The sequence below is a fragment of the Ideonella sp. genome, from assembly GCF_036277275.1.
Taxonomy (GTDB): domain Bacteria; phylum Pseudomonadota; class Gammaproteobacteria; order Burkholderiales; family Burkholderiaceae_C; genus Ideonella.
This window is the reverse complement of the sequence record NZ_DASUNH010000137.1, coordinates 14,964-27,291: the sequence shown is the minus strand read 5'-3', so window position 1 is coordinate 27,291 and position 12,328 is coordinate 14,964. Positions and strand designations below refer to the sequence as shown.

The window sequence follows — 12,328 nt, the reverse complement described above, 5'->3', positions numbered from 1 at the left end:
CAGCGGACCGGCAAAGCCGGATCCGCGCACGCCACTTGGTTAAGGGCGAGGCTGATGTTGATCAGTCGTTGTTCGAGGCCGTGACTACCGGCGGAGGCGCGACGCAGGCCGAGCCTTCGACCAGCGGCAGCAGCGTGGGCAGCAGGGCCTTCAGCAGCTGCGACGGCAGCGCGCTGGTGAACTTGTAGTTCGCTGCGTCGGGTTCGTGCACATAGGCCATCAGCGTGCCGAAGTAGCGGTCGCCGATCAGGAAGGCCAGCGTCGCCGAGCGGTTGACGACGCGTGACGAGATCAACTTGCCGCCGGGGCCATGGATATCGAAGCGGTGGTCGCCGGTGCCGGTCTTGCCGCCGATCGGCACCACGCGGCCGTCGCGCAAGGTCAGCACCCCCTTCAGCCGCTTGGCGGTGCCTTCCTCGACCACGCCGATCAGCGACTTGCGGACCACGTCAGCCACCTCGGCCTTCATCACGCGCTCGCCGGCCGGGGGGTGGTAGGCCAGGTGCGTTTCATAGGGCGTGGCCGCGGCAAAGCGCAGCGTGTGGATGCGCGACTGCGGCAAGGCCATGCCCCGGTTGACGATGATCCCCATCAACTCGGCCAGCGCGCCCGGGCGGTCGCCGGAAGCGCCCAGCGCCGTCGCATACGACGGGGTCAGCGCTTCGAACGGGTAGCCCAGGCGTTTCCAGGCGCGGTGGACTTCGGCGAAAGCCTCCTGTTCCAGCTGGTTGCGGATGCGCGAGTCCTGCGCACTCTTGTGGCGGGTCTTGAACAGCCAGCCATAGGCTTCCTGGCGCTGCGCACTGCTGGCTTCAAGGGTCTGCGTCAGCGTCGCCCCGGGGTGCTGGCGCAGGTGGCCGGCGACCCACATGGCCAGCGGATGCACGCCAGCCAGGTAGGCCCGGTCGGCAAGCGACCAGCGTCCGGTGCGGTACTTCTCGTGCAACTTCGCCGCATCGGGTGGATCGGGCAGGTGGCGCGCAAGAAAGCGCGCGAGGTCGCTTTCACCGGCCTGCGGCTGCAGCCCGTAGAAGACGCTGGCCAGCCGGGACGGGGTGCGCCGAACGCCCCTCAACAACGCGTCCTCGACCTCCTCCGGGGTCTTGCCGGCGAACTGGCGGTAAAAGCGGACGATGAAGCTGCGCCCTTCCTTGTCGGCGAAGCGCGCCAGGTAGGCCTGGCGCGCCGGGTCATCGGCGTCGCCCAGCAGCGCCGCGTTCATGTCTTCCTTGTCGGCCATCACCCGGCGCACCACGTCGCGCATCAGGCGGATGAACACCAGGTTGACCGAGCGTGTGAGGGCTTCGCGCACGGTCAGCGTACGGCTGTCGTCTTCGGGCTCGAAGTTGTCGAAGTGGTGCAAGCCGCCGCCGGTGAAGAAGCCTTCGTCCGGGCTGGCCGAGTAGCTGCGTTGCAAGGCGGCCTCCAGCATGGTCGCCAGGCCGCGGTCGCCGCCATCGGCGGATTGCGCGGCGAGGTGCTCGCGCGCCCAGCGACCGATCGGGTCCTGCTCGGCAAGATCCAGCGCGGCCAGCTGCTGGGCGTCCAGGTCGCTCCAGCGCTCATGCAGCTCGGCCACCTGCTCGAGGTAGGTGATCAGCGTGCGCAGCTTGGCGGTGGAGCCGAGATCCAGCCGTGCACCCTCGTTGAGGTCGAAGGGCTGGTCGAGGTTGTCGGTCTGCACGCGCAGCAGGTTGGCGCCTTCGCTGCGCTCGAACAAGGTGAAGCTGAAGACGAGCTTGCTGGTGTCGTCGCCCTCGTTCAGCAGGCGAAAACCGTACAAACCGGCCGCTTTGGCCGCGTCGGGATCGCTCAGGCTGCGCAGCAGCGTGCCGGCCGCGTGTTGCGCGTCGCCGGCCAGGCTGCTGTTCACGGCCAGGTCGAGCCGGTCCAGGTCGTAGGCGCGCGACAGGCCCAGCAGCTGTTGCAGTTTGCCGCGCACCGCGTTGGCCGCCTTGCGTTCGACGAAGGACACCGGCGGCTCGGCTTCGAGGCGCGCCAGCAGTTGCAAAGGCAACGGCAGCGCGGCGTCGCGCAGCGTCGGCGAGATGACGCCGGCATCGGCGAGCAGGCGAAGGTGGCTGTTGGTCAGCTCGCGCAGCGTCGGCTCCTGGTCGATGTCGAGGTAGAACGATGGCCGCCGTTGGGCCACCATCAGCGCCAGGGCCTGCTTGAAAGCCAGCGCCTGCAGCGGCAACAAGGCCTGCTTGAAGGCCAGCGCCTCGCGGCGGGGCGCACCGGGCAGGCCGTCGGCGATCGGTGTGGCCAGCAACCGGTTCACTTCGGCAAAGTCGCGCCCGAACCAGGCCCACAGGCCGTCGCCCAGCCCGTTCACCTCGCCGAAGCCGGTCTGGGCCGACAGCGGCACCGTGTTCAGGTAGTCGAGCACGATCGTGCGCCGATGCGCCGTCGTGTCCTGGCCATCGAGGTAGGCACGCAGCGAGGCCGACGCCATCTGGCGCAGCTTGTCGCGCGCCGATTCGGTGCGGCCCTGCGGCGAGTGGCGGTATTTCTCGATCTGCGTCGCCAACGTGCTGCCGCCGGCGGCGTTGTGCGATTCGTCGACGCGGCGCACCAGCTGGTCGAAAACCACCTTGCCGAAGCGGTCCCACTCGACGGCGGGGTTGCGCGTGGCCGGTGGGTCGAGCAGGTCGCGGTTCTCGATGAAAAGCAGGGCCTTGATGAGCAGCGGCGGCACCGCGTCGAAACGGGCGTAGATGCGTTCGGGGTAGCTCGCCTCGAACAGCGGCTCGCCGCGGCAGTCGCGCACGACGAGGCCGGCCTGGGCCTTCTCGCGGTAGGTGGCGAACAGGCCTTCGTCGCGCAGCGCCAACAGCGCCGGCGACATGCGTGCTTGCGCCGTGACGGAGAAACCCTGCTTGTCCAGGCGCTCGACCAGCTGCGGCAGCTGGTGGTAGCCCAGGCGCTGGTCGTAAGGGCCGTTGCCGGCGAAGCGGATGGCCGGGCTGGGGCCGGGCTGCACCTCGAAGCTGAGTTGGCGTGCCCGCTCGCTCAGCCAGTCGGCCTGCTGGCGCGAGGTCTGGACCTCGTCGACCACGAACCCGGCCAGGCCGAGCGTGGCCAGGACCAGCAGCGTGGTGAAGACCCGCCTGACCGATCTCTTCCAAGGGGCAACCTGCTTCGCGTTCGACAAGGAGCCAAGCCTTTCTCGAGCGAATGTCTCGTCACCACATTACCTTTGGCGTGTGACATCACCAAGGGCTTTGTGCCGCTTCCAGGGCCATTTGCAGGCTGGCCGCAACATGGGTCTTGACGATGACGTTGTCAGGCGCTTTTCGAAGGCTTGCGAGGGCCGGGCGCGGCCTTTGCTGCGGCCTCGCGCAGCTTGTCTTTCTTGCTCTTGCGGTGGCCTTTGACGCCGCCGTTCGGGTCGAGCCCGGTGCCGGCGCCTTGCTCGGGCGGTGTGACGGGGGCGGTGGGCTCGAAGCCGACCAGGGTTTCACGGGGCACGCGCTGGCCCTGGCGCTTTTCGATCAGTCGGAAGTGCGCTTCCGCCGTGGGGGTGATGAAGCTGATTGCATCGCCCTGGCCGCCGGCGCGACCGGTGCGGCCGATGCGGTGGATGTAGTCGTCGGCCGCGCGCGGCAGGTCGTAGTTGACGACCACCGGCAGCGCGTCGATGTGCAGGCCGCGGGCCGCCATGTCGGTGGCCACCAGCACCTGGGTGCGGCGGGCCTTGAAGTCGTCCAGCACGCGCACGCGCGCGCCCTGGCTCAGATCGCCGTGGAAGGCTTCGGCGCGGATGCCGCCGCGGCGCAGCTTGTCGGCCACGTGCTCGGTCGCGTACTGGGTCGCGACGAAGACCAGCACACGGTCGTCGCCCGACGTTTGCACGATCTGCTTCAGCAGCGCCGTTCGGCGCGCTTCGTCGACGATGATGGCGCGTTGGTGGATGTCCGGCCGTGCGCTGACCATCGCGGCGACACGGATGTCCTGCGGCTCGTGCAGCCAAGTGGCCGCGAGCGCCTTGACCGCCGGCGACAGAGTGGCCGAGCACAGCACCGTCTGGCGTTTCTTCGGCAGCAGCGCCAGCACCTCGGCCAGCTCGTCGGCAAAGCCCAGCGCCAGCAGGCGGTCGGCTTCGTCGAGCACCAGCGTGCGCACGGTGTTGAGCTTCAGCGCGTTCTGCCGCACCAGATCGAGGAGCCGGCCAGGCGTGGCGACGACGATGTCGGCGCCACCTCGCAGGCCCATCATCTGCGGGTTGATCGACACACCGCCGAAGACGACCGCGATCTTGACCAGGCCTGGCAATTCATGGGCCAGCTCTCGCAGCGTTTCGCCGACCTGCAATGCCAGCTCGCGCGTTGGCACCAGCACCAGGCCCTCGACCGGGCGCGGTGTGCGGGGCGTGCCGTTCTGCCATTGCTGCAGCAGCGGCAGCGCGAAGGCGACGGTCTTGCCCGATCCGGTGCGCGCCTGCACCAGCAGATCGCGCCCGGCCAGCATCGGTGGAATGGCCGCCGCCTGCACGGGAGTCGGCTGGGGGTGATCCAGCGAGAACAGCGCCTGCTGCAGCGAAGCGGAAAGACCAAGGGAGGCGAACGGCATGGGGCATTGTCGACGCCCGGCCGTTCGTGGGGCGGCCTTCGGCCGAGAATGCGCCGGTCGAATGACCCCAACCGAATCCAACAAGAGAGAGGAGCCGCTGATGAAGACCCGTGCTGCCGTGGCCTGGAAGGCCGGTGCCCCGCTGACGATCGAAGAAGTCGACCTGCAAGGCCCGCGCGATGGCGAGGTGCTGGTCGAGATCAAGGCCACCGGCATCTGCCACACCGACCACTACACACTGAGCGGCGCCGACCCCGAAGGCCTGTTCCCGGCCATCCTCGGCCACGAAGGGGCTGGTGTGGTGCTGGAGGTCGGCGCGGGCGTGACCTGGCTAAAGCCGGGCGACCATGTGATCCCCCTCTACACGCCCGAGTGCCGGCAGTGCAAGTTCTGCCTGTCGCGCAAGACCAACCTGTGCCAGGCGATCCGCGCAACCCAAGGCAAGGGCCTGATGCCCGACGGCTCGAGCCGCTTCTCGCTGAATGGCGAGCCGATCCTGCACTACATGGGCACGTCGACCTTCGCCAACCACATCGTCGTGCCCGGCATCGCGCTGGCCAAGATCCGGCCCGATGCGCCGTTCGACAAGGTTTGCTACATCGGCTGCGGCGTCACCACCGGCGTCGGGGCGGTGTTGTTCACCGCCAAGGTCGAAGCGGGGGCCAACGTCGTCGTTTTCGGCTTGGGAGGCATCGGGCTGAACGTAGTCCAGGGCGCCAAGATGGTCGGTGCCGACAAGATCATCGGCATCGACATCAACCCGGCGCGCGAGGCGATGGCGCGGAAGTTCGGCATGACGCACTTCATCAACCCGACAGACGTGCCGAACATCGTCGACGCGATCGTGCAGCTGACCGACGGCGGCGCCGATTACAGCTTTGAATGCATCGGCAACACTCAGGTGATGCGCCAGGCACTGGAGTGCACGCACAAGGGGTGGGGGCGCTCGATCATCATCGGCGTCGCGGCGGCAGGGGCCGAGATCTCGACCCGGCCGTTCCAGCTGGTCACCGGCCGCCACTGGGAAGGCTCGGCCTTCGGCGGCGCGCGGGGCCGCACCGACGTGCCGAAGATCGTCGACTGGTACATGGACGGCAAGCTGAAGATCGACGAATTGATCACCCACAAGCTGCCGCTGGAGCGCATCAACGAAGGCTTCGAGCTGATGGAACGCGGCGAGTCGATCCGCACGGTGGTGGAGTTCTAGGATGCCCCTCGACAGGCTCGAGCAGCTGAGCGAGCACGGCTCGTTTGGCGGCGTGCAGCGCTTCTACCGCCACGCATCGCGCGTGATCGGGTTGCCGATGCGCTTTGCGGTGTATTTGCCGCCGCAAGCAGTGGCGGGTCGGCTCGTGCCGCTGCTGACCTTCCTGGCCGGCCTGACCTGCACCGAAGAGACTTTCACGATGAAGGCCGGTGCGCAGCGCCTGGCCGCCGAGCTGGGCCTGGCGCTGCTGATGCCGGACACCAGCCCGCGTGGTGCAAACATACCTGGCGAGGCCGAGGCGTGGGACTTCGGCGTCGGCGCCGGCTTCTACCTCGATGCCACAGAGTCGCCGTGGGCCACCCATTGGCGCATGGAAAGTTACCTGACCGACGAACTGTTGCCTGGTGTGGTGGAACAGTTCGCTGTCGACGGCGAGCGCCTGGGCTTGTTCGGTCACTCGATGGGCGGCCACGGCGCGCTGACGCTGGCGCTGCGCCACCCGGGCTTCTTTCGAAGCCTGTCGGCCATCGCGCCGATCTGTGCACCGATGAACTGCCCCTGGGGCCGCAAGGCGTTTGCCGGGTACCTCGGCGCCGACGAATCATGCTGGAGCGACCATGACGCCAGCGTGCTGATGGGGCGCCAGGCCGGCGCGCCGTACCCGGCCGGCATCCTGGTCGACCAGGGCCTGGACGACAGATTCCTCACCGACCAGCTGCACCCCGAAGCCTTGCAGGCCGCCTGCGCCGCGATCGGCCAGCCGCTGACGCTGCGCCGCCATGCCGGCTACGACCACGGGTACTACTTCATCGCGACCTTTGTCGACGACCATCTGCGCCACCACGCCCTGCGGCTGAGCTGACTGGGGCGGGCCTTCGACAGGCTCAGGCCGAACGGGGTGGAGGCTCAGGCCGAAACGGGAGAGGGCCCCGGGCCTGTGATGGACTCAGGCCGCCGCGAAAGCGCCGTGGAAGGCGTGTGGCACGGCGTACGGCAGCCGCGCCACTGCCAGCGGCCCGTCGCTCAGGTGCTCGGCATCGAACACGCTGGCGAAGCTGGCCCGCCAGCGCAGGTCGTGGCCGGCGCCGACCAGCCAGCCCTCGCCTTCGCGGGTGCCGCCGGGCTTGGGCACGAACACATGCTCTTCGATGACCGCGTCGGGGCCGAAGGTGAAGGCGTCGCGCCGGCCGCTGTCGCGGTCCAGCCGCAGCACCGAGTCGTGACCAAAGCGCTGTGCGCTGTCGCGGCCCAGGGCGGCCGGGTAGAAGACGACGCGGTGGCGCTGGCCGACGACGCGCGGGTCGACACGTGGAAACTCGAGCGCATCGCGGCCCAGCTCCGACCGGTGCTGCCCGTTGCGCAGGTTCAGCCGCAACAGGGCCGGTTGCGAGCTCGGGCTGCCGCGGAAGTCGCCGTGCACGATGCTGCGCAGCCGCTGTTCGCCGACCGGCGCCTCGGGGGTGCGCACGTAGTCCAGCGTCAGCAGATCGCCGTCGTCCCAGGCGTTGGCGAAGTGGAAGACCATCTCGGCCGGCGTCTCGAAGACGCGACGGCGCTCGAAATCAGCCTTGTCGATCACCAGCACGCGGGTCGATCGGGCCTGGCCCGGCGCCTGCCAGCGCATCGCGCCGGCGAAGCTGCCACCGGCGCGCACCGCGTCCATGTCCAGCGTCAGCGGCGGCAGCAGGAAGGCAAGATAGCGCTGCGTGACGACGAAGTCGTGCACCATCGCACAGGGGGGCATGTCGAACACCGCGTGGCGCTTCAACTCGCCGGTGGCCGACAGGTGGTACAGCACCATCTTGCCCATGCCGGTGCCGAAGTTCCAAACCGTGCCGTCGGGCTCGATTTTCGGGTGGGCCGAGAACGGCATGCCGGCCAACTCGTCGGACCAGCGGACCGGCCCGCGCGTGGCGAGCGTGTCACGGTCCAGCGCATAGGCCGAGCCGCCCTCCCACAGCGCGAGCAGGCGGTCGGGCAGGGGCAATACGCTGGTGTTGGCGACGTTGATGTCGTCCGGCCCGCGCATCGGCCGCTTGGCCCTGATCGCCGTGCCGAAAGCCGGCAGCAGGAACTCGCCAGCCGCCTGTTCGGCCTGGAACTTGGCCGTGCGCACGAAGCGGCCGCGGTGCGACACGCTGCCGGTACCGTCGAAGCGCCAGGCCTGCACCAGGCCGTCGCCATCGAACCAGTGCTGGTAGCGCTGGCCGGCGCGCTCGAACAACGCCGGGCCGTTGCGGTACAGCGTGCCGCGCAAGCCCTCGGGCAGTTGGCCCTCGATGCTCGCGCTGTCGCAAGCCAGGTCCTGGCCTTGCAGGCCGCGCATCGTCTGCAGCGCCGCGTGGTCGCCGAAGCTGGCCGGGCGTTGCCAGGCGGGGCCCGCCGCGTAGGCCGGCAGTGCGAGCGGGGTGACCAGCGCGGCAGCGCCAGCGCTGAGGAAATGGCGTCGTTGCATGGTCAAGCCCCTCAAGGCAGGTGGATCACGGCGCGGGTGTCGCCCTTGACGCTGAGCTTGGCCTTGTCGAAGCTCGGCGGGCCGAAGTTGCCGGCGGCGTCGTTCGAGAAGGCATAAGGCTCGGTGGGCATGCCTATCGCGTTGCTGTCGAGCTTGCCGTTGGCGTTGCGGTCGACGAACAGCGAGACGGCATAGTCGCCGTCGGGCAGGTCGGGCACCTGCACCGTCATCGTTCCAGCCGCTGCGGCCTGGCGCAGGCCGCGCAGCGGTTGCTTCAGCCACTGGCCGGCCTGGTCGAAGACGGCGACCATCAGTTCGCCCGGCGTGGCGACCTGCTGGACCTCGATCGTCAGGGTGGCGGCGGTGGCGGGCGCGGCCAGCGTCATGACGAGCAGCATGGCTGGCAGCAAATGCAAGGATGACAGCGTGGGGCGGGTGGTCATGGCGGGCCTTTCGTCGGGCGGTTGGATGGGGCGGATGCTCGGCTGAAGTCTCCTGCCGGGCGAGCGCGCTGCGACGAACGGGTGCGAGCCGGCGCGAGTTGTCGGGCGGCGGCGCGAGTGGTGGCCGCCATGGCAGACTGGCCGCCCCTGAATTCGCGACCCGGAGCTCCCACCCATGTCCAGCACCCTCACCATCACACCGCCCGCACGCATCGCCCTGGTCACCGGTGCCGGCAGCGGCATTGGCAAGGCCTGTGCGCTGGCATTGCTGCAGGCGGGCTGGACGGTGGTGTTCAGCGGCCGCCGCGCCGATACGCTGGTCTCGGCGATCGCCGAGTCAGGCGTGGCCGCTGACCGTGCCTGGGCCGCGACCACCGACGTGACCGATGCCGATGCCGTGGCGGGGCTGTTCGATCAGATCCGTCAACGTCACGGTCGGCTCGACCTGCTGTTCAACAACGCCGGCATCTTCACCGCTGGCGTGCCGATCGACGAGCTGCCAGTCGACGCTTGGCGCAGCGCCGTCGACACCAACCTCACGGGTGCCTTCCTCTGCACCCGTGAGGCGTTCCGTCTGATGAAGGCGCAAGATCCGCGCGGCGGCCGCATCATCAACAACGGCTCGATCTCGGCCCACACACCGCGGCCGAATTCGGTGGCCTACACGGCGACCAAGCACGCGATGAGCGGGCTGACCAAGTCCTGTGCGCTCGATGGCCGGGCCTTCGACATCGCGGTCGGCCAGATCGACATCGGCAACGCCGCGACCGACATGACCACTGCGATGGCCCGTGGCATGGCGCAGGCCGATGGCAGCGTCCGCAGCGAGGCGCGCATGGATGTGCGGCACGTCGCCGACACGGTGGTGCACATGGCGTCGCTGCCGCTGTCGGCCAACGTGCTGTTCACGACGATCTTGGCCACCGGCATGCCATTCGTCGGACGCGGGTAGATGGGGCACCTGGCGTTGGGGTACCAGCGCCACCCGCCGAGCGGGTGCGGCCGCGCCGGAGCGGCCGCGCGCTGGCCGCGCCGTACCGCTGCGTGGGCCGGCGTTATCGGCCGTCCTTGCGCCGGATCACGCTGGCCCGCTTCGCATCGTCGGCATAGACGAACTGCAGCGCGCCGTTGCGCCAGACGGCGAGCCAGATCATGTTCATCGTGAAGGCGTCGTGGTCCTGCATGCTGAATGGTCGGTCGTGGGTGGTCACGACCCCGGCGTAGGGCTGCTCCAGGTGCTCCAGCGCTGCCTTCAGAGCCGGGCCACGCGTGTCGCCCCGGCTCTGGAACACCGCGCGCAGCATCAGGTGCACGGCGTCGTAGGTCTGCGCGGCGGCCATCAGCGAGGCGACCGGTGCGTCGCCGGCGTGGCGTTTCAGGCGGGCGATGAACGACATGCGGCGCTCGTTCGACAGGTCGGGCACGATCGACTGGACCATCATTGCGCCCTCGGCCGCGCCGCCGGACTTGTCCCACACCGTCTTGAACGACATCGGCCACGGTCCCAGCAGCGGGCCGCCGAAGCGGGCTGCCTGGCGCGCGCGGGCCAGCGTCGCCAGCTCCGGGCCGACACTGTAGGCAATGATCGCTTCGGCGCCGGCAGCCTGCGCGGCCTTGACCTCGGACTCCAACGAACCGACGCCCAGGTCGAAGCGGCTGACCTGCACCGGCTGCAGGCCCAGCGCGGCAAGAAAGCGCCTCAGATCGTTCAACCCGCCTTCGCCGTAGGCCGTGCGGTCGGCGAACAGGGCGATGCGCTTGAGCCCACGCCGCTGCGCGACTTCGCGCACCAGGAAATCGGCCTGCAGCGTGTCGCGTGGCGAAAGCCGGAACACATAGCTTTCCGCCGCCGGATAGGCGGCCGTCACCGCCGAGCCGGTGGCCACCGGCACCATCAGCACATGCTGATGGGCCTGGAACACATCGAGCGACTTCAAGGCGACACCGGTGTTGCAGAAACCCACGGTGAACGCGACTTTTTCGTTCAGCACCAGGTCCTCGGCGGCACGCCGGCCTTCGTCGGGCGTGGCTTTGTCGTCACGGGCGACCAGCTCCAGCAGGCGGCCCATGTAGCCGCCAACCTCGTTGATTTCTTTCACCGCCAGCTCGGCGCCGAGCCGTGCGCTGTTGCCGAAGTCGCCCGATCCGCCACTGAGCGGGCAGATGAATCCGACACGCAAAGGCGCGGCGCTGGCCGCGGCGGTGAACAAGGCCAGCACGGCGGCAAGGCCGGCGTGGCAAACGAGGAGGCGGCGTGGCGTCATGGCGGCGGTGCCCTGGACGGGCGGGTACTGCTGAGGTGACGCAGACTAGGATCGCGAAGCTGAAAGCCAGCTTGAACAAGCCGCCGCCTGCGGGATGCCCCGGGGCGCCCTGGTGGCCCTGGCGTGAACAGAGGCACGGTCGAAATACAAAAGGGCCCACCAAGGGGCCCTTCTTGCTTGAGCGACTGTTTGCACATTCGGGTTCAGCGAGCGTGCAACGGCGCACTCAACGCAGGGGTGGTGCAGTCACCAGCACATAGTTGTCAGCCGGTTTGGCCAGGTCTTGCGCGACCACGGCCTCCGAGTAGTGCTCGTCGGCCAGGTGGGCCAACCCTCCGATGGCACCCAGCGTGACCACTGCGGCCAGACCCAGGGCCACGGCGCGCAAGACGGGGTGGGCGTCGGCAAGGCGTTGCTTCAGCGTGGGCATGATGGGCTCCTTCGCGAGCGCGTTGCCGCGGGTTTGCGACAGCGCTGATGAAACTGTAGACCTGCGGACGGCAATCTGCCAGGGGTTGTTCAAACCGCCTTTTGCGTCAGGGCCGGAAGTGCGGCGACTTGCACGGAACTGGTCGAAATCTGTGCCACGTAGGCCGCTTCGTACTGCTGGTCGGCCACGCCGTCCATGCCGGCCAACAAGCTCAGCGTGACCAACGCGGCGAGGCCAAAGGCCGTGGCGCGCGTGCGGGTTTCGGTGGCGGGGTAGTCGGCGGTCGGGCGGGTGGTCATGGCTGGCTCCTGGGTGTGGCTGTGGGCGGCGGCATCGGTGTTGCGTTGGGTGCACTGTAGACAGCGCAGGTTGGCATCGCGAGCGCCTTGCGACCAGCCGCCACTGCGGCTGCACGAACTGCACGCAGCGCCGATCGGCCGTGACCGAGGGGGTGGGTTGTCACCGTGGGCATCCAGCCTCACGGTCCCGCAACGCGGGCTGCGCCGTTGTCGATGTCAGTGCTAATAATAAGTTATGTTTAAGCCAAAAAAGAGGGCCCGCGAAGGGCCCAAGAGGAGTGGAACGGAAACCGGTGAATCTGGATTCGACGCGCCTTTCGCGTCAGGCGCTCAAACGTTTGGCGGTGATCACCACCACCTGCGTCGGGACCTCGTCGGCCTGCGCCATCAGCGCGTTGTCGTACTGGCGGTCGGCCACCTGATCCAGGCCAGCCATCAGGCCCAGCGTCAACACCAGGGCCAGGCCTGCGGCGACGCGGCGGGCGGCGGTTTGGTGGGCAACGAGGCGGGGGGCGGTGGTCATGTGCGGCTCCAGTGGGTGGTGGCGTTGTCGATGGAGTGCACTGTAGGCAGGGCCCCGTCAAGCCGCCATGCCGATGCGATCAGCCGCCGGCCCGGCGCGACGAACTGCGCGCGCAGCAGACGAACGGTGTTCCCG

At 68.8% G+C, this 12,328-nt stretch carries 11 protein-coding genes; 3 read left to right on the top strand and 8 right to left on the bottom strand.

The features are described from left to right. Nucleotides 1-61: 61 nt before the first annotated feature. Nucleotides 62-3,154: a transglycosylase domain-containing protein gene (locus VFY73_RS23585; RefSeq protein ID WP_329723416.1), complete on the bottom strand. Its 3,093-nt coding sequence runs from the start codon at nucleotides 3,152-3,154 to the stop codon at nucleotides 62-64. Nucleotides 3,155-3,285: 131 nt separating this feature from the next. Continuing rightward, the gene (locus tag VFY73_RS23580; RefSeq protein ID WP_329723414.1) at nucleotides 3,286-4,572 is read right to left on the bottom strand and encodes a DEAD/DEAH box helicase; all 1,287 of its coding nucleotides are present in this window, start codon (nucleotides 4,570-4,572) and stop codon (nucleotides 3,286-3,288) included. 100 nt (nucleotides 4,573-4,672) lie between these two features. Between VFY73_RS23580 and VFY73_RS23575 the strand changes: the two genes are divergently transcribed. Both VFY73_RS23575 and fghA read left to right on the top strand, forming a co-directional pair. Beyond that, a complete protein-coding gene (locus VFY73_RS23575; RefSeq protein WP_329723412.1) occupies nucleotides 4,673-5,779 on the top strand; it encodes an S-(hydroxymethyl)glutathione dehydrogenase/class III alcohol dehydrogenase in 1,107 nt (368 codons plus the stop codon). A gap of 1 nt (nucleotide 5,780) precedes the next feature. Continuing rightward, nucleotides 5,781-6,641, top strand: coding sequence for an S-formylglutathione hydrolase (gene fghA, locus VFY73_RS23570; RefSeq protein ID WP_329723410.1), 861 nt, complete (start codon nucleotides 5,781-5,783; stop codon nucleotides 6,639-6,641). A gap of 84 nt (nucleotides 6,642-6,725) precedes the next feature. Here fghA and VFY73_RS23565 read toward each other — a convergent pair whose 3' ends face one another. Beyond that, nucleotides 6,726-8,234: a carotenoid oxygenase family protein gene (locus VFY73_RS23565; RefSeq protein WP_329723408.1), complete on the bottom strand. Its 1,509-nt coding sequence runs from the start codon at nucleotides 8,232-8,234 to the stop codon at nucleotides 6,726-6,728. A gap of 11 nt (nucleotides 8,235-8,245) precedes the next feature. Then, the gene (locus VFY73_RS23560; RefSeq protein ID WP_329723406.1) at nucleotides 8,246-8,677 is read right to left on the bottom strand and encodes a DUF2141 domain-containing protein; all 432 of its coding nucleotides are present in this window, start codon (nucleotides 8,675-8,677) and stop codon (nucleotides 8,246-8,248) included. 175 nt (nucleotides 8,678-8,852) lie between these two features. Between VFY73_RS23560 and VFY73_RS23555 the strand changes: the two genes are divergently transcribed. Then, nucleotides 8,853-9,629 carry an SDR family oxidoreductase gene (locus VFY73_RS23555; RefSeq protein WP_329723404.1) on the top strand — a complete coding sequence of 259 codons (777 nt, stop codon included), beginning with the start codon at nucleotides 8,853-8,855 and terminating at the stop codon, nucleotides 9,627-9,629. Nucleotides 9,630-9,732: 103 nt separating this feature from the next. Here the strand turns inward: VFY73_RS23555 and VFY73_RS23550 are convergent, their stop codons facing one another. The 4 genes from VFY73_RS23550 to VFY73_RS23535 all read right to left on the bottom strand — a co-directional run bounded on the left by VFY73_RS23550 (nucleotide 9,733) and on the right by VFY73_RS23535 (nucleotide 12,193). Next, nucleotides 9,733-10,941, bottom strand: coding sequence for an ABC transporter substrate-binding protein (locus VFY73_RS23550; RefSeq protein ID WP_329723402.1), 1,209 nt, complete (start codon nucleotides 10,939-10,941; stop codon nucleotides 9,733-9,735). A 226-nt stretch (nucleotides 10,942-11,167) separates the two neighbouring features. Beyond that, nucleotides 11,168-11,371 (bottom strand): hypothetical protein, encoded by a 204-nt coding sequence (locus VFY73_RS23545; RefSeq protein WP_329723400.1) that lies wholly within the window; start codon nucleotides 11,369-11,371, stop codon nucleotides 11,168-11,170. Between the two features lie 89 nt (nucleotides 11,372-11,460). Continuing rightward, complete coding sequence (locus tag VFY73_RS23540; RefSeq protein ID WP_329723398.1) at nucleotides 11,461-11,670, bottom strand: hypothetical protein; 210 nt, start codon at nucleotides 11,668-11,670, stop codon at nucleotides 11,461-11,463. Between the two features lie 322 nt (nucleotides 11,671-11,992). Beyond that, nucleotides 11,993-12,193: a hypothetical protein gene (locus VFY73_RS23535; protein WP_329723396.1), complete on the bottom strand. Its 201-nt coding sequence runs from the start codon at nucleotides 12,191-12,193 to the stop codon at nucleotides 11,993-11,995. Nucleotides 12,194-12,328: the final 135 nt, after the last annotated feature.